Below are 14,636 nucleotides of genomic sequence, written 5' to 3' on the forward strand. Positions count from 1 at the left end.
TACAGCAGTCAAGATTTTCAACTGGATCGCCACCATGTGGCGTGGCTCCATGACCTTTGAGACACCGATGCTTTTCGCCATTGGTTTCATCTTTGTGTTCACCATGGGCGGTTTCACCGGTTTGATGTTGGCGATAGCGCCGATTGACATCCAGTTACAAGACACCTACTACGTGGTGGCCCACTTCCACTACGTGTTGGTGGCAGGTTCTTTGTTTGCGCTGTTCGCGGGCTTTTACTACTGGGCACCCAAGTGGACCGGTGTGATGTACAACGAAACGCGCGGCAAGATCCACTTTTGGTGGTCCTTGATCTCGTTCAACTTCACCTTTTTCCCGATGCACTTTTTGGGTCTGGCCGGTATGCCCCGCCGCTACGCCGACTACCCCATGCAGTTCACCGACTTCAACATGATTGCTTCAGTTGGTGGTTTCTTCTTTGGCTTTGCGCAGGTTTATTTCTTCTTGTTCATTGTGCTTCCCGGCATGATGGGCAAAGGTGAGAAAGCCAGCCAAAAGCCCTGGGAAGGTGGCGAAGGCTTGGAATGGGAAGTGCCCTCACCCGCCCCGTTCCACACCTTTGAGAACCCGCCCAAGTTGGACGCCACTGCCACCCGTGTGATTGGTTAAGCGGATATGGCCATGACCCCAGAACAAAGAAAAAGCAATCTGCGCCTGGGCCTGATATTGGCCTCGGTGGCGCTGGCTGTGATGCTCGGTTTTGTGGCCAAGTATTTGATCCTCATACCCTGAAAGAGCTTGATGAACCTGCGTGGTGAAAACCTGAAAATGGTTGGAAAACTGGCGATTGTCACCCTTGGCATGTTCGCTTTTGGCTACGCACTGGTACCCATTTACAGGGCCATTTGTGACATCACGGGCATCAATATTTTGTCCCTGTCTGAGACGCAAGTGCCGGGCAGTGCCAAATCGGGCAAAGCGGCAGAGGTCTTGCGCAACAGCCAAGTCGACACATCGCGCACGATCACGGTGGAGTTTGATGCCAATGTGCGTGGTCCTTGGGATTTCAAGCCCGAAGTTCGCAGCATGCAGGTCCATCCGGGTGAACTCAGCACCGTGATGTACGAGTTTCAAAACATACAAAACAGGCCCATGGCTGCGCAAGCCATTCCCAGCTATGCGCCCAAACAAGCGGCCAGCCACTTCAATAAGCTCGAGTGTTTTTGTTTCAACGAGTACGCTTTGCAGCCGGGTGAAAAAAAGTCGTGGCCCGTGGCCTTTGTGATCGACCCCAAACTCTCCAAAGACGTCACCACGATCACCTTGTCGTACACATTTTTTGAAGTCGGTGGCAAGACCCCGGCTGCACCCACGGCACCATTGGCGGCACCATTGGCGGCAGCAGTGCCTGCGCTTGCACAGCCAGGATCGGGGTCATGAGCCTGCCCCATGCTGACAAACCGGTTCAAAGCAGTTGCTTGCGCACGGTCCAGGCTGTGCTGTGGTCTTTTGTGGGTTTGCGCAAAAACACCGAAAGCCAACAAGACGGCGAAAAGCTCAACCCTTTTGGCATCATTGGCGTGGCCATTGCGGCCGCATTGTTGTTTGTGCTGGGGCTGATTGCCTTGGTCAATTGGATCGTGGTTCAGCCTTTGGGGCTGTGACCCTCCATCAGATTTAGAACGTAGACAGAGCAGGAGTTTCCATGAGTTCAGCATCGCACGGCAGCACGCCCTACTATTTTGTTCCCCACCAATCGCGACACCCTTTCATGTCGGCTGTGGGTTTGTTTTTCGTCATCTTGGGTGCCGGACAATGGATCAACGGCAACGAATGGGGCATGTACAGCCTTTTTTTTGGCATTGCTTGGTGGTTGATCGTTTTGTACCAGTGGTTTTCTGAAGCCGTGCACGAAAGCGAATCGGGTCTTTACGGTCGCAAAATCGATTTGTCTTACCGCTGGAGCATGACCTGGTTCATCTTTTCTGAGGTGATGTTCTTCGGTGCCTTTTTCACCGCCTTGTGGTGGGCGCGCTCACACTCTATTCCCACTTTGGGCAGTTTGGAGAATGCTTTGCTGTGGCCCGAATTCAAGGCGGCTTGGCCCAGCGTGGTGGCCGGTGCCACCACTTCGCCAGCCGGCTTTGTCGAGCCCTTCCAGACCATGGGTCCTTTTTGGTTGCCCACCATCAACACAGCCTTGTTGTTGACTTCGGGCGTTACTTTGACGATTGCGCACCATGCTTTGCAAGTGGGCAACCGCAGCAAAACCATCATGTTCATGTGGATGACGGTGCTCTTGGGCGTGGTGTTCTTGTGTGTACAAGGCTACGAATATGCCCACGCTTGGAATGACTTGAACCTCAAGTTGTCATCTGGCATTTATGGCTCCACCTTCTACATGCTGACTGGTTTTCACGGTTTCCATGTGTTCGTTGGCATGTTGATGCTGTTGTTCATCACCTTGCGCTTGCAAAAAGGCCATTTCACCAAAGACCGCCACTTCGGTTTTGAAGGTGCCGCTTGGTATTGGCATTTTGTGGATGTTGTTTGGTTGGGTCTGTACATCTTGGTGTACTGGATGTGAGCCTTTGTCTGCCAACAAAAAAAGCGCCCACGGGCGCTTTTTTGCTGGTGCAGCGAAAATCAATGGCTCAGGTGCCGGGTGGAATTCCGGTGGGTTGTATCCAGCCCAATTTCCAAGCAATCAACACGCACACAAACAGGACAATCGACAAACCCACACGCAAAGCCAAGGCGGTGGCCATGCTGCCCTTGGGCGGTGCTTGACCATCGGGCGATGGTGCTTTGCCCCGCATCATGTGCAACAAAGCCCAAACAAGACTTGCCAAGATGGCAGCGAATGCGACAGCAACCAATATTTTCATGAGTGCATTATCCAATGACCGATAAAACCCCAAGCTGGCAAAGATGGTTTGTGCTGGGCATGGCCTTGTTCGGTACGGGCGTGACCAGTTCATTGGGTTTGTGGCAATTGGACCGGGCTGAAGAAAAGATCAAGCTTCAATCGGCACGCCAGCAGCAATCTGCCAAAGAAGTGTTGGACGAACGGGCGCTACAGTTGGAGGGCGAGCATTCGGCAAGCCAGCGCGGTGAGTGGATGCACCGGCGCTTGCTGCTCACAGGGCAATGGCTGCCCGAGCACACGGTCTTTTTAGACAACCGCCAAATGAATGCCAAGCCCGGGTTTTTTGTGCTGACGCCCATGCGCTTAAAGGGCTCCCAACAGGTGTTGTTGGTGCAACGGGGCTGGGTTCAGCGCTCGTTCACGGAGCGCACCGCTTTGCCAGAAATCAAGACCCCACTGGGGCAGGTGACTGTGTCAGGACATTTAGCCCCATGGCCATCAAGGCTCTACGATTTCGGTGGTCTAGAAAAAGGCCTCATCCGGCAAAATATCGACCTCAGCGGGTTCAAAAACGAGACGGGTTTGGACTTGCTTGAAGTGTCCATGTTGCAGTCGGGTGCGGCCTCGGATGGTTTGCTGCGTGAATGGCCAATGGCTGCCAGCGGCGTTGACAAACACCATGGCTACGCTTTTCAATGGTTTGGCCTCAGCGGCCTGATCGTTCTACTTTATGTCTGGTTCCAAATTGTCCAAGTTCGCCGAACAAAAAGCCCGCGCTGATCACCCATTGGCCATGACGGTTCATGACATGCCTTTGCCTGTCGAGGTGGTCAAAGCCGATGCGCAACGCACCCGGACGGGGCGCTGGAAAATGCTGGCCTTGATGCTGGTGTGCGCATCACCCGTCATCGCGTCTTACTTCACTTACTACGTGCTGCGACCCGAGGGGCGCAGTGTCTATGGTGAACTGATCGACCCGCAAAAAGACATGCCCAAGTTGACGGTGTCGGACATCAAGGGTCAAAGCGTGGACTTGGACAACTTGCGCGGTCAATGGTTGTTGGTGAACGTGTCGCCGGGGGCTTGTGCAGAGCGGTGTCAACAAAATCTTTATTTCTCACGCCAGCTGCGCGAGGTCTTGGGCCGTGACAAAGACCGCATTGAGCGCGTATGGTTGGTGACCGACCAAGCGCCGCTGGACCCCAAGCTCCAGCCCTTGATGCACCAAGTGACTGCGCTGCAAATGCCCAGTGAGGTGGTGCAAAGCTGGATCAGCCCAGGGGCTGGTCAAAAACTGGAAGACCACTTGTATGTGGTCGACCCCATGGGCAACTTCATGATGCGATTTCCAGCCAACATGGGCGTTGAAGGGGCCAGCAAGGCCAAGCGTGATTTGGGCCGTTTGCTCAAGGCTTCCTCGTCCTGGGACCAGGCGGGACGCTGAGCATGACCGAAGTCGAGCTGTACAACTTAGCACCCCTGTTTGACCTGATGGGGGTAGGCTTGCTGGTCGCTGCCTTGCCTTTGGCATGGTGGTGGTGGCACCAGCGCCATGCTTCGCCCACGAGGCAACTCAAAGCGCTGACCTTGATCACCTTGTTCTTGACCTTTGATTTGGTGCTGTTTGGTGCATTCACCCGACTGACCGACTCTGGCTTGGGTTGCCCCGATTGGCCGGGTTGCTACGGCAGTGCCACACCCATAGGGGCCAAAGCTGAAATCAAAGCGGCCGAAACAGCCATGCCCACCGGTCCTGTGACCAAGGGCAAAGCCTGGATCGAAATGGTGCACCGCTACCTCGCCACCGGGGTCGGTGTTTTGATATTGACCTTGGCTGGCTTGACGTGGTGGTTGCGTCGCCAAAACCGTGAGCTCAGTGCCTGGTTGCCCAGCCTGACGCTGGTGTGGGTGTGTCTGCAAGGCGCATTTGGTGCGCTCACAGTGACCATGAAACTGTTCCCGGCCATTGTGAGCTTGCACTTGATGTTTGGGGTGGGCTTGTTGGCACTGCTGATGGCGCAGGCGGTGCGCTACGACGGTGCAGGCAGTCGGCCTGTGCCGAGCGTTTTGCGCACGGGTTTGTGGCTGGGTTTTGTTTTGCTCTGGCTGCAACTGGGCTTGGGGGGGTGGGTCAGCACCAATTACGCTGTGCTGGCGTGCCCAGATTTCCCTACCTGCCACGGCCAGTGGGTGCCCGAAATGAATTGGCAAGGCTTCAGTGTTTGGCGGGAACTGGGCTACACACCCGATGGTCAGCTGTTGCCTTTTGCGGCACTGGTTTCAATCCATTATGTGCACCGCGCAGCAGCTGTGCTGGTGCTGGCTGTGTTGGTGTGGTTGGGCTGGCGTTTGCGCCACCAGCCGGGCTTGGCTCCGGCAGGGCGTTGTTTGTTGGGCTTGAGTGCTTTGCAGTTCATCACCGGGCTGAGCAATGTGGTGCTGGGGTGGCCATTGCTGGCTGCCGTGCTGCACACGGGCGGGGCGGCCGCCATGGTTTTGACACTGACCTGGGCGCTGTGCATCAGTCGGGCGGATAATTCGGGGCTTCACTCCATGACCACAAAGCCTGCTGAATGACTGTAGCCACCGCCCGCTTGCCCCTGACCGCTTGGCAACAATACTACGCACTGACCAAACCGCGCGTGGTGCAGTTGATCGTTTTTTGCGCCTTGATCGGCATGGTCTTGGCGGTGCCCGGCGTGCCCAGTGGAGCCCAATTGCAACTGGGCCTGTGGGCTTGCTTGGGCATTTGGTTGGTGGCGGGGGCAGCGGCGGCGTTCAATTGTTTGGTTGAAAAAACCATCGACGCCAAAATGAAGCGCACCGCTTGGCGGCCCACTGCCAAAGGCGAGCTGAGTGACCGTCAAGCCTTGCTGTTCTCGGCGGTTTTGTGTGCGCTCGGATCGGCGGTGCTTTACCTGCTGGTCAACCCCTTGACCATGTGGCTGACATTTGCCACCTTTGTGGGCTATGCGGTGGTGTACACCGTGATTTTGAAGCCACTGACACCGCAAAACATTGTCATCGGCGGGGCCAGCGGTGCCATGCCACCGGTGTTGGGCTGGGCTGCCATGACCGGTCAAGTGAGTCCAGAAGCGCTGATTTTGTTTTTGATTATTTTTCTGTGGACACCACCGCATTTTTGGGCGCTGGCACTTTACCGGGTCGAGGACTACCGTCAATCGGGTCTGCCCATGCTGCCCGTCACCCATGGCAATGAATTCACGCGCTTGCAAATTTTGCTCTACACCATTGTGCTGATGGCAGCGTGCCTGATGCCATTTGTGTACGGCATGAGTTCGTGGTTGTACTTGGCCGTAGCGGTGCTGCTCAGTCTCGGTTTCATCGGCTACGCGGTGGCGCTTTACCGCGAATACTCGGACGAGTTGGCGCGCAAAACTTTTCGCTTTTCTCTCTACCATCTGAGCGCTTTGTTTGCGGCTTTGTTGTTGGACCACTACCTTTTTTGAGACAAGCACCATGTTGCAGCGCAAAGGCATTTTGAAAACGGCTTGGGTCTTGGTTCTGCTCAGTGCTGCAGGGTTTTTGAGTGGCTGCGGCGATGACAAAGCTGCTTTTCGCGGTGTAGACATCACGGGTGCCAACTACGCACAGGGCTGGACCCTGAGCGATCAAGATGGCCAAGTGCGCACCTTGAAAGACTTCAAGGGCCAAGCGGTGGTGGTGTTTTTTGGTTTCACCCAATGCCCCGATGTTTGCCCGACCGCGCTGCAAGAAATTGCACAGGCCAAGCAACTGCTGGGTGCCGATGGGGCCAAGCTGCGCGGCGTGTTCATCACCATCGACCCCGAGCGCGATACGGCCGAGCTGCTCAAAGCCTATGTGGCCAACTTTGGCACCGACTTTGTGGCCTTGCGCCCCAGCCTGCAAGAGCTGCCTCAAGTGGCCAAAGACTTCAAGATTTACTACAAAAAGGTCGATGGCAAAACCCCGACCAGCTACACCATGGACCACTCGGCGGGCAGTTTCATGTTTGACCCACAAGGCCGCATCCGCTTGTACAACCGACACGCCACCGGCGCCCAAGCACTTGCGGACGACGTGAAGATTTTGCTGTCCGGCAAATAACAAACCATGCGGGCGCGCAGCCCTCAGCTGCCAAAAACAAAACCGCCTGGTGCATCGGCTGGGTCAAACCAGACTTTCAGCGGCCATCGCCTTGTCTGCAGCTCAGTTGGTTTCGATCTTCTGGCTGCGGATGATCGCCCCCAAAGATTGGGTATCGGCCTGAATGCGGTTGCGCAAGCCCTCGGGCGAAGAGCCCACCACCTGCCAGCCTTGCTGGAACAAACGCGCACGCATCTCGGGCGCGCGCACGATCTCGCTGAGCACGGCCGACAGCCGGCTGGCCACAGCCGCTGGCATCGAAGCCGGAGCGGTCACCGCATTCCAAATCTCCAGTTGGTAATCCTGCACCCCGATTTCGGCCAGGCTGGGCACTTCGGGGGCCACGGGGCTGCGCCCGCTGCTCGAAGTGCCGATGGCGCGCAGCTTGCCGCCGCGCACCTGGGCGGCCGACATGGCCGGCGGCAGCAAGGCCAGCTGCACCTGACCGCCCAACATGGCCGTGATGATTTGCGGGTTACCGGGGTAGGGCACATGCACGGGGGCGATGCCGGCTTTGGTTTTGAGCAGCTCCATGCCCAGGTGCGCCACCGTGCCCACGCCCGGGGAGGCGTAACTGAGCTTGTCGCCTGCTTTTCGGGCTTGGCTCAACCACTCGGCTGCAGTTTGACCGGGTGCTGCCCCTGGCTCTGAAGCGGGCACGGTCAGCACCAAGGGTGCCTTGCCGATCAGGCTGATGGGGGTGAGGTCTTTGAGGGGGTCATAGGGCACCTTGGGGTTCAGGATGCGGGCAATCGTCATGTTGCCGTTGATCATCAGGCCCAAAGTGTGGCCGTCGGTGGCCTTGGCCACGAAGTCGGCGGCAATGTTGCCGCCCGCCCCCACCTTGTTTTCCACAATGACGTTTTGTCCCAAGGCCTTGGCCAAGGGCTCTGCCAAAGCGCGGGCCGTCAGGTCGGGGCTCGAGCCGGCCGGAAAACCGACCACCAAGCGCAGGGTTTGCGTGGGCCATGGATCGGTCGATGCGGCGCTCCAGGAAGGCGTCAGTCCCAAAGCCAAAGCCGCGCCCACCGCTTGGGCCAAATGGCGACGAGAAAAACCAAGAGAGGTGCGAATGGACATGGTGGGTTCTTTCGAAACAAAACTGCTGTGACTTTAACGCCTCGTGGGCTAAAAAAATACCCGGACAAAACCGGGTATCAGAATCCAAGCTGGGCCTCAAGGCCTGTGGTCAAGCGAACTCGAGCAACACCTTTTTCATTTTCTTCATGGCCTCCACTTCGATCTGGCGGATGCGCTCGGCGCTCACGCCGTACACGTCGGCCAGGTCGTGCAGCGTCATGCCGCCCGAGCCGTTGTCCTTGACCTTGAGCCAGCGCTCTTCCACGATGCGGCGGCTGCGCGCATCCAGCACGTTCAAGGCGTTGGCCAGGCCATCGCTGGCCATCACGTCACGCTGGTGGGCTTCGATCATGGCGGTGGGCTCGTGGTTCACATCGGCCAAGAAGGCAATCGGACCAAAGGCTTGTTCGCCGTCGTCTGAAGGGGCTGGGTCCAGCAGCACATCGCCACCGGACATGCGCATCTCCATCTCGCGCACTTCCTCCCGTTTGACCTTCAGGCTGTGCGCCATCGCGTCCACTTGGGCGGGGGTCAGGGTGTCGCGGTGGGTGCCTTCGTCGGCATCCGCCTTGTAGCCTTGTTTCATCGAGCGCAGGTTGAAAAACAGCTTGCGCTGGGCCTTGGTGGTGGCCACTTTGACCATGCGCCAATTTTTCAAGATGTACTCATGGATCTCAGCCTTGATCCAATGCAGCGCGTAGCTGACCAGGCGCACACCTTGATCCGGGTCAAAGCGCTTGACGGCTTTCATCAGGCCGACGTTGCCTTCTTGGATCAGGTCGCCATGCGGCAGGCCATAACCCAAATATTGGCGTGACACCGAGACCACCAAACGCAAGTGCGACAGCACCAGTTTGCGGGCCGCTTCCAGGTCGTCGTTGGCCCTGAGTTGGCGGGCGGCCTCTTGTTCTTGCTCGAGGGTGAGCATGGGCATGCGGTTGACCGCAGAGATGTAGGCGTCCAGATGCCCGAGCGAGGGGACCACCGACCACGGGTTGCTCAGCGTGACCGCTGAGGTGGGCGAACCAGTTTGAATGTTCATACCAGAACTCCTTTCAGAATACACAGATGTTAGCACTCTCTGGGGATGAGTGCTAAATTCAAGACCAAGTGGCTGGGCTTGGGCTTGCGCTGGTTTGAACCAACTTGGGGCAATTTTGAAGGCCGCGCTGGCCGGTGTCGGTGCGCTGAAGGACGCTTCAGGACAAAAGCGCTTGCGCGAACTCGCGGGCGTTGAAGGTTTCCAGGTCTTCCAGCTTCTCGCCCACGCCGATGAAATAGACCGGAATTGGCTTTTCGCGGGCAATCGCGCACAGCACCCCGCCCTTGGCCGTGCCGTCCAGCTTGGTCACGATTAGGCCCGTCAGGCCCAAGGTGGCGTCAAAAGCCCTGACCTGGGCCAAGGCGTTTTGCCCGGTGTTGCCGTCGATCACCAACAGCACCTCGTGTGGTGCGCTGGCGTCGGCTTTTTGCACCACGCGCTTGATCTTTTTCAGCTCTTCCATCAGGTGCAACTGGGTGGGCAGGCGGCCTGCCGTGTCCACCAGCACCACGTCGCGGCCCCGCGCGCGGCCTGCGCTGACCGCGTCAAAGCTCACGGCAGCCGGGTCCCCGCCTTGTTGGCTGACGATCTCGACCTGGTTGCGGTCGGCCCAAACGGCCAGCTGCTCTTTGGCGGCGGCGCGGAAGGTGTCGGCAGCGGCCAGCAGCACGCTCAGGCCCTCGCCGGCCAAATGTTGGGTCAGTTTGCCAATCGAGGTGGTTTTGCCTGCCCCGTTGACACCCGCCACCATGATCACGGTGGGCTGGTGGTCGCCAATGACCAAGGGTTTTTGCAGAGGGCGCAGCAAATCGGTGAGGGCATCGGCCAGCAAGTTTTTGACCTGTGCGGGCTCGGTGGCCTTGCTGTCCTTCACCCGGCGCTTGAGGTCTTGCAGCAAATGCTCGGTGGCTTTCACACCGGTGTCGGCCATCAGCAGTGCGGTTTCCAACTCTTCGTAAAGCGCTTCGTCGATGCGCGTGCCAGTGAAAACGGTGGTGATGCTGGAGCCGGTTTTGCGCAGGCCCGCTGTCAGGCGGTCCAGCCAGCCTTGGCGGGCGGCCGGGGCGGGCGCGGTTTCAGGCTGCGCGGGAACTGGTGCGGACGTGGGCGCGGGTGCGGGCGTTGCGGCCACAGGCTGTGCCACAGGCAGCGCAGGCGACACGGGAGGCACGGGAGGTGATTGCACCTCGACCGGGGGGGATTTTTTTTTGAAGAAACTGAACATGGCTTGCATTTGAAGGATCATGCATTCTATGAAACCGAACTTTTTCTTTGGACTTTCTCTGGCAAGCGCCTTGGTGGTCGGCAGTTTGAGCGCCACGGCGCAGGTACCGCAAGGCCAAGCGGGCGCACCACCCGCAGGCCAGGCCCCAGCGGCCAGCGCAGCCCAGGTGCACACCTTCACCTTGGCCAACGGCATGGCGCTGTGGGTCAAACCTGACCGCCGCGCGCCCACGGCGGTGCACATGGTGTGGTTGCGCGTGGGCTCCATGGACGAGGTGGACGGCACCAGCGGCGTGGCCCATGTGCTGGAGCACATGCTGTTCAAAGGCACGCCCTCCTTGGCACCGGGCGAGTTCTCGCGCCGCGTGGCGGCCTTGGGTGGGCGTGAAAATGCCTTCACCGCCAAGGACTACACCGGTTACTTCCAGCAAATCCCCTCGGGCCAGCTCGAAGCCGTGATGCGCCTGGAGTCGGACCGCTTTGCCAACAACCAGTGGCCCGATGCCGAATTCGCCAAGGAGCTGGAGGTGGTGAAGGAAGAGCGCCGCCTGCGCACCGACGACAACCCGCGTGCCCAGTTGCACGAAAAGCTCTCGGCCACCGCCTTGCTGGCCTCGCCCTACCGCCGCCCCATCGTGGGCTGGATGAGCGACCTGGAGGCCATGACCGCGCAAGACGCCCGCGATTTTTACCGCAAGTGGTACACCCCGGCCAACGCGGTGGTGGTGGTGGCGGGCGATGTGGACCCGCTGCAGGTCAAGGCGCTGGCCGACCGGTATTACGGCAGCATCCCGACCCGCGCCGTGCCTGAGCGCAAACCCCGAGACGAGCCCGCCCAGCAAGGCCTGCGCCGCTTGGAGTTCAAGGCCCCGGCAGAGCAGTCGTATGTGGCGCTGGCCTTCAAAGTGCCGCGCCTGGCCAGCATGGCGGCCTCGCCCGAGCACGATGACGCCCTGGCTTTGACGGTGTTGGTTGCCGTGCTCGATGGTTACAGCGGCGCGCGTCTGGACCGCGCCCTGACGCAGGGCGAGAACCGCTTGGCCGACAGCGTGGGGGCCTACAACGGCCTCATGGGCCGGGGCCCGCAGTTCTTTTACCTCGAAGGCGTGCCTGCCAAAGGCCAAAGCCCAGAAGCGCTGGAAGCCGCCTTGCGCGCACAGGTGCAGCGCGTGGCCAGCGAAGGCGTCAACGATGCCGAGCTGCAGCGCGTCAAAACCCAATGGGTGGCCAGCGAAATTTACAAGCTTGACTCGGTTTTCAACCAAGCGCGCGAGTTGGGCATCGCTTGGACCTTGGGCATGCCGCCGGATTACAGTGCGCAGCTGATCGCCCTCTTGCGCCAAGTCACGCCAAGCCAAGTGCAGGCCGTGGCGCAAAAGTACTTTGGCGATGACAGCCTCACGGTGGCCACTCTGCGTCCACAGCCCTTGTCGGGCCAGCCCCGTGCGCGTCGCGCCCTGCCCGGTGCCCGCCATTAAAGCGCTTGGCCATTCCAGCGCCTTGCCATGAAAGTCCAACACCCCATGTCCCTCCTAACTTCTTTGAACGCCCAGGCTTGGCGGCGACCGACCCTCGCTTTGGTCTGTTGGGCCGCCGCCAGCTGGGCGCAGGCTGCTTTGCCCATTCAACACTGGACCCAGCCCAGCGGCGCGCGCGTGTTTTTGGTGGAGAGCCACGCCATCCCCATGGTCGATGTGCAAATCGACATCGACGCGGGCAGCCGACGCGACCCGGTGGCGCAGGCCGGCCTGGCCTCGGTCATGGCGGGGCAAATGGCCAATGGCACCCGCGCTGAGCCGCAAGGACAAGGCCCCTACCCCCAAGCCATGGATGAAAACCAGATCGGTGAAGCCTGGGCCGACTTGGGTGCCAGTTTTGGCGGCAGTGCAGGCGGTGACCGCATGAGCTTTGGTCTGCGCAGCCTGAGCTACCCCGACTTGCTGGACCAAGCCGTGGCCTTGGCCGCGCGGCAAATGGCGCACCCGGCTTTCCCCGAGGCCATGTGGTTGCGCGACCGGGAGCGCATCAGCGCGTCCATGCGCGAAGCCCTGACCAAACCCGGCACCGTGGTGCAGCAGCATTTTGCCCAAGCCGTGTACGGTGCCCACCCGTATGGCCAACGTGCCACGCCCGAAACCCTGGCACGGATCGGCGTGCCAGACCTGCAACAGCTGCACACACAGAGCCTGCGGGCCTGCCGCGCCACCGTGAGCGTGGTGGGCGCGCTGACCCGGGCTCAGGCCGACGCCTTGGTGCAGCGCCTGTTGGCGCAGTGGCCCCGCGAGTCGGGCTGCCCCAGCCTGCCACCGGTGCCCGAAGTGGCCCCTTTGGCCGCCGCGCAAAACCTGAACCTGCCCTTTGACTCGGCCCAGGCCCATGTGCTGATCGGCCAGCCCGGTTACATTCGCAGCGACCCCGACTTTTTTGCCTTGCTGGTGGGCAACCACATTTTGGGCGGCGGCGGTTTTGTCTCGCGCCTGACCGAGCAGGTGCGCGAAAAACGCGGCCTGAGCTACAGCGTGTACAGCGGCTTTGCCCCGGGCCTGCACGCCGGGGCCTTCACGGTGGGGCTGCAAACCCGCCCTGACCAAGCCACACAAGCTGTGGCCGTGGCCCAAGAGGTGGTGCACAACTTTGTGCAGGCTGGCCCGACCGAGGCCGAGCTGCAAGCGGCCCAATCGAATTTGGTGGGCGGTTTTGCGCTGCGCATCGACAGCAACCGCAAGCTGCTGGACAACGTGGCCAACATCGCCTGGAACCGTTTGCCGCTGGACTACCTGAGCAACTGGACGCAGCAGATCGAGCGCGTCAGCGCGGCCGATGTGCAACGCGCCATGGCGCGTGTGCTGCAGCCTGAGCGCATGGTCACGGTGGTGGTGGGCGCTGCCCCTTGAGGGCGCTTCAAGAGCAGCTTGTGTGCACTTTAAAAGCGGGGCTCAAGGCCTGACTTTTTCAACAGACTGGGCTTGGGGCGCGATGGGGGACCCCGCTCAAGCCCGGCTCAAGTTCAGCTGCATGCTTTCTTTGACCTCTTCCATCACCACATAACTGTGTGACTCGGCGGGCACCGGGATGTTTTTGAGCAGCTTGCCCAGCAAGCTGCGGTAATCGCTCATGCCCTTCAGGCGTGCCTTGATCAGGTAGTCAAAGCTGCCGGACACCAAGTGGCATTCCATCACCTCGGGCAGGGCCTGCATGGCGGCGCGCACTTTCTCAAACACCTCGTCCGATTTGCTGGACAGGCGGATTTCCACAAACACCAGCAGCGTGCGCCCCAAGGCGGCTGGGTGCAGGTGCGCGTGGTAGCCGGTGATCACGCCCTCGCGCTCCATGCGGCGCACCCGCTCGGTGCAGGGCGAGGCCGACAGGCCCACCCGTTCGGCCAGCTCGGTCATGCTCAGGCGGCCTTGGGCCTGCAAGGCGTCCAGGATTTTCAGGTCGATGCGGTCGAGTTCGGTCATTTCACTGCGCAGCCTTCATGGGGATGGGGATGGGGATGGTGGATATTTTTCACTGACGAAAGTGATATTTTCAATGAAATTCACTGGACATTGATTTTTAGAATCGATTTCATCGCATGAATATCAGGTCAAGTCCATGAAAGTCCTTGTTTTGGGTTCGGGTGTCATTGGCACCACCACCGCTTATTTTCTGGCCCGCGCCGGGGCCGAGGTCACGGTGATTGACCGCCAAAGCGGCCCCGCCATGGAGACCAGCTTTGCCAACGCCGGTCAAATCTCGCCGAGTTACGCCACCCCTTGGGCGGCCCCCGGCATCCCGCTCAAAGCACTCAAGTGGTTGTTTCAAAAACACGCGCCCTTGAGCCTGCGCCCGGACGGCAGCCTGTTCCAGTGGCGCTGGTTGCTCAGCATGCTGGGCCAGTGCAACGGCGCTGACTACGCCACCAACAAAGAGCGCATGCTGCGCCTGTCGAATTACAGCCGCGATGTGCTGCGCCAGCTGCGTGCCGACACCGGCCTGCGCTACGAAGAGCGCCAGGGTGGCACCTTGCAGCTGTTTCGCACACAAGCCCAGCTCGATGCTGCGCAAAAGGACATCGCGGTGCTGCAGGGCTGCGGCGTGCCTTTTGAGTTGCTCAGCCGCGAGCAGTTGACGGCTGTGGAGCCCGGCTTGGCCGATGCGTTGCCGCGTCTGACCGGTGGCCTGCGCTTGCCGGACGATGAAACCGGCGACTGCCACCTGTTCAGTAGTCGTCCCTGAAAAATTCATTTTCAGTTCAGCGCCCAGTTTTTGGACCCAGCCTTGAGTGGTTCGCAGACAAAGATTTGTCGCAATTGCCGAGCAAGTTGCCCCAAACCGCAGGCCTGCAGCAG

The 14,636-nt window shown here is 59.8% G+C and carries 17 protein-coding genes and 1 pseudogene; 13 read left to right on the forward strand and 5 right to left on the reverse strand.

Annotation, left to right across the window (positions count from 1 at the left end):
- From ACIQ39_RS14390 to ACIQ39_RS14410, 5 genes are all read left to right on the forward strand, one after another.
- The coding region (locus tag ACIQ39_RS14390; protein ID WP_396435291.1) for a cbb3-type cytochrome c oxidase subunit I at positions 1–628 on the forward strand (628 nt) is incomplete at its 5' end.
- 12 nt (positions 629–640) lie between these two features.
- Positions 641–751: a cytochrome oxidase small assembly protein gene (locus ACIQ39_RS14395; RefSeq protein ID WP_396435292.1), complete on the forward strand. Its 111-nt coding sequence runs from the start codon at positions 641–643 to the stop codon at positions 749–751.
- A gap of 9 nt (positions 752–760) precedes the next feature.
- The gene (locus tag ACIQ39_RS14400) at positions 761–1,399 is read left to right on the forward strand and encodes a cytochrome c oxidase assembly protein (RefSeq protein WP_396435293.1); all 639 of its coding nucleotides are present in this window, start codon (positions 761–763) and stop codon (positions 1,397–1,399) included.
- Positions 1,396–1,623 carry a DUF2970 domain-containing protein gene (locus tag ACIQ39_RS14405; RefSeq protein WP_396435294.1) on the forward strand — a complete coding sequence of 76 codons (228 nt, stop codon included), beginning with the start codon at positions 1,396–1,398 and terminating at the stop codon, positions 1,621–1,623. Before ACIQ39_RS14400 ends, ACIQ39_RS14405 begins: the two co-directional genes overlap by 4 nt.
- 41 nt (positions 1,624–1,664) lie before the next feature.
- Complete coding sequence (locus tag ACIQ39_RS14410; protein ID WP_396435295.1) at positions 1,665–2,546, forward strand: cytochrome c oxidase subunit 3; 882 nt, start codon at positions 1,665–1,667, stop codon at positions 2,544–2,546.
- 67 nt (positions 2,547–2,613) lie between these two features.
- On the opposite strand, the gene ACIQ39_RS14415 is transcribed toward ACIQ39_RS14410, so the two are convergent.
- Positions 2,614–2,847, reverse strand: coding sequence for a twin transmembrane helix small protein (locus tag ACIQ39_RS14415; RefSeq protein WP_396435296.1), 234 nt, complete (start codon positions 2,845–2,847; stop codon positions 2,614–2,616).
- A gap of 14 nt (positions 2,848–2,861) precedes the next feature.
- Between ACIQ39_RS14415 and ACIQ39_RS14420 the strand changes: the two genes are divergently transcribed.
- The 5 genes from ACIQ39_RS14420 to ACIQ39_RS14440 are packed head-to-tail and all read left to right on the forward strand — an operon-like array spanning position 2,862 to position 6,917.
- Positions 2,862–3,608 carry an SURF1 family protein gene (locus ACIQ39_RS14420; RefSeq protein ID WP_396435297.1) on the forward strand — a complete coding sequence of 249 codons (747 nt, stop codon included), beginning with the start codon at positions 2,862–2,864 and terminating at the stop codon, positions 3,606–3,608.
- Complete coding sequence (locus tag ACIQ39_RS14425; protein WP_396435298.1) at positions 3,559–4,272, forward strand: hypothetical protein; 714 nt, start codon at positions 3,559–3,561, stop codon at positions 4,270–4,272. The genes ACIQ39_RS14420 and ACIQ39_RS14425 overlap by 50 nt, the downstream gene beginning before the upstream one ends.
- Before the next feature lie 2 nt (positions 4,273–4,274).
- Positions 4,275–5,405 (forward strand): heme A synthase, encoded by a 1,131-nt coding sequence (locus ACIQ39_RS14430; protein WP_396435299.1) that lies wholly within the window; start codon positions 4,275–4,277, stop codon positions 5,403–5,405.
- Positions 5,402–6,298, forward strand: a complete 897-nt coding sequence (cyoE, locus tag ACIQ39_RS14435; RefSeq protein WP_396435300.1) for a heme o synthase — start codon at positions 5,402–5,404, stop codon at positions 6,296–6,298. Before ACIQ39_RS14430 ends, cyoE begins: the two co-directional genes overlap by 4 nt.
- A 10-nt stretch (positions 6,299–6,308) precedes the next feature.
- Complete coding sequence (locus tag ACIQ39_RS14440; RefSeq protein WP_396435301.1) at positions 6,309–6,917, forward strand: SCO family protein; 609 nt, start codon at positions 6,309–6,311, stop codon at positions 6,915–6,917.
- A 102-nt stretch (positions 6,918–7,019) separates the two neighbouring features.
- Here ACIQ39_RS14440 and ACIQ39_RS14445 read toward each other — a convergent pair whose 3' ends face one another.
- The 3 genes from ACIQ39_RS14445 to ftsY all read right to left on the reverse strand — a co-directional run bounded on the left by ACIQ39_RS14445 (position 7,020) and on the right by ftsY (position 10,303).
- Positions 7,020–8,036 carry a Bug family tripartite tricarboxylate transporter substrate binding protein gene (locus ACIQ39_RS14445; protein ID WP_396435302.1) on the reverse strand — a complete coding sequence of 339 codons (1,017 nt, stop codon included), beginning with the start codon at positions 8,034–8,036 and terminating at the stop codon, positions 7,020–7,022.
- A gap of 109 nt (positions 8,037–8,145) precedes the next feature.
- Positions 8,146–9,078, reverse strand: coding sequence for an RNA polymerase sigma factor RpoH (rpoH, locus tag ACIQ39_RS14450; RefSeq protein ID WP_396435303.1), 933 nt, complete (start codon positions 9,076–9,078; stop codon positions 8,146–8,148).
- Between the two features lie 157 nt (positions 9,079–9,235).
- The gene (gene ftsY / locus ACIQ39_RS14455) at positions 9,236–10,303 is read right to left on the reverse strand and encodes a signal recognition particle-docking protein FtsY (RefSeq protein WP_396435304.1); all 1,068 of its coding nucleotides are present in this window, start codon (positions 10,301–10,303) and stop codon (positions 9,236–9,238) included.
- A 28-nt stretch (positions 10,304–10,331) separates the two neighbouring features.
- Here ftsY and ACIQ39_RS14460 point away from each other — a divergent pair, with 28 nt between their 5' ends.
- A complete protein-coding gene (locus tag ACIQ39_RS14460; protein ID WP_396435305.1) occupies positions 10,332–11,780 on the forward strand; it encodes a M16 family metallopeptidase in 1,449 nt (482 codons plus the stop codon).
- Positions 11,781–11,825: 45 nt separating this feature from the next.
- Positions 11,826–13,196, forward strand: a complete 1,371-nt coding sequence (locus ACIQ39_RS14465; RefSeq protein ID WP_396435306.1) for a M16 family metallopeptidase — start codon at positions 11,826–11,828, stop codon at positions 13,194–13,196.
- Positions 13,197–13,292: 96 nt separating this feature from the next.
- Here ACIQ39_RS14465 and ACIQ39_RS14470 read toward each other — a convergent pair whose 3' ends face one another.
- Positions 13,293–13,763 carry a winged helix-turn-helix transcriptional regulator gene (locus tag ACIQ39_RS14470; protein ID WP_396435307.1) on the reverse strand — a complete coding sequence of 157 codons (471 nt, stop codon included), beginning with the start codon at positions 13,761–13,763 and terminating at the stop codon, positions 13,293–13,295.
- A gap of 106 nt (positions 13,764–13,869) precedes the next feature.
- Between ACIQ39_RS14470 and ACIQ39_RS14475 the strand changes: the two are divergent.
- Positions 13,870–14,514, forward strand: a pseudogene (locus tag ACIQ39_RS14475) (FAD-dependent oxidoreductase); the annotation flags it as partial.
- Positions 14,515–14,636 lie beyond the last annotated feature (122 nt).

Origin of the sequence: Limnohabitans sp. (assembly GCF_044361645.1) — a bacterium.
Classification (GTDB): Bacteria; Pseudomonadota; Gammaproteobacteria; order Burkholderiales; family Burkholderiaceae_C; genus Limnohabitans_A.

What these genes read in the sequence shown, in the direction of transcription:
- ACIQ39_RS14395 (WP_396435292.1), top strand. Translation starts at nt 641, where the DNA reads ATGACCCCAGAACAAAGAAAAAGCAATCTGCGCCTGGGCCTGATATTG.
- ACIQ39_RS14400 (WP_396435293.1), top strand. Translation starts at nt 761, where the DNA reads ATGAACCTGCGTGGTGAAAACCTGAAAATGGTTGGAAAACTGGCGATT.
- ACIQ39_RS14405 (WP_396435294.1), top strand. Translation starts at nt 1,396, where the DNA reads ATGAGCCTGCCCCATGCTGACAAACCGGTTCAAAGCAGTTGCTTGCGC.
- ACIQ39_RS14410 (WP_396435295.1), top strand. Translation starts at nt 1,665, where the DNA reads ATGAGTTCAGCATCGCACGGCAGCACGCCCTACTATTTTGTTCCCCAC.
- ACIQ39_RS14415 (WP_396435296.1), bottom strand. Translation starts at nt 2,847, where the DNA reads ATGAAAATATTGGTTGCTGTCGCATTCGCTGCCATCTTGGCAAGTCTT.
- ACIQ39_RS14420 (WP_396435297.1), top strand. Translation starts at nt 2,862, where the DNA reads ATGACCGATAAAACCCCAAGCTGGCAAAGATGGTTTGTGCTGGGCATG.
- ACIQ39_RS14425 (WP_396435298.1), top strand. Translation starts at nt 3,559, where the DNA reads ATGTCTGGTTCCAAATTGTCCAAGTTCGCCGAACAAAAAGCCCGCGCT.
- ACIQ39_RS14430 (WP_396435299.1), top strand. Translation starts at nt 4,275, where the DNA reads ATGACCGAAGTCGAGCTGTACAACTTAGCACCCCTGTTTGACCTGATG.
- cyoE (WP_396435300.1), top strand. Translation starts at nt 5,402, where the DNA reads ATGACTGTAGCCACCGCCCGCTTGCCCCTGACCGCTTGGCAACAATAC.
- ACIQ39_RS14440 (WP_396435301.1), top strand. Translation starts at nt 6,309, where the DNA reads ATGTTGCAGCGCAAAGGCATTTTGAAAACGGCTTGGGTCTTGGTTCTG.
- ACIQ39_RS14445 (WP_396435302.1), bottom strand. Translation starts at nt 8,036, where the DNA reads ATGTCCATTCGCACCTCTCTTGGTTTTTCTCGTCGCCATTTGGCCCAA.
- rpoH (WP_396435303.1), bottom strand. Translation starts at nt 9,078, where the DNA reads ATGAACATTCAAACTGGTTCGCCCACCTCAGCGGTCACGCTGAGCAAC.
- ftsY (WP_396435304.1), bottom strand. Translation starts at nt 10,303, where the DNA reads ATGTTCAGTTTCTTCAAAAAAAAATCCCCCCCGGTCGAGGTGCAATCA.
- ACIQ39_RS14460 (WP_396435305.1), top strand. Translation starts at nt 10,332, where the DNA reads ATGAAACCGAACTTTTTCTTTGGACTTTCTCTGGCAAGCGCCTTGGTG.
- ACIQ39_RS14465 (WP_396435306.1), top strand. Translation starts at nt 11,826, where the DNA reads ATGTCCCTCCTAACTTCTTTGAACGCCCAGGCTTGGCGGCGACCGACC.
- ACIQ39_RS14470 (WP_396435307.1), bottom strand. Translation starts at nt 13,763, where the DNA reads ATGACCGAACTCGACCGCATCGACCTGAAAATCCTGGACGCCTTGCAG.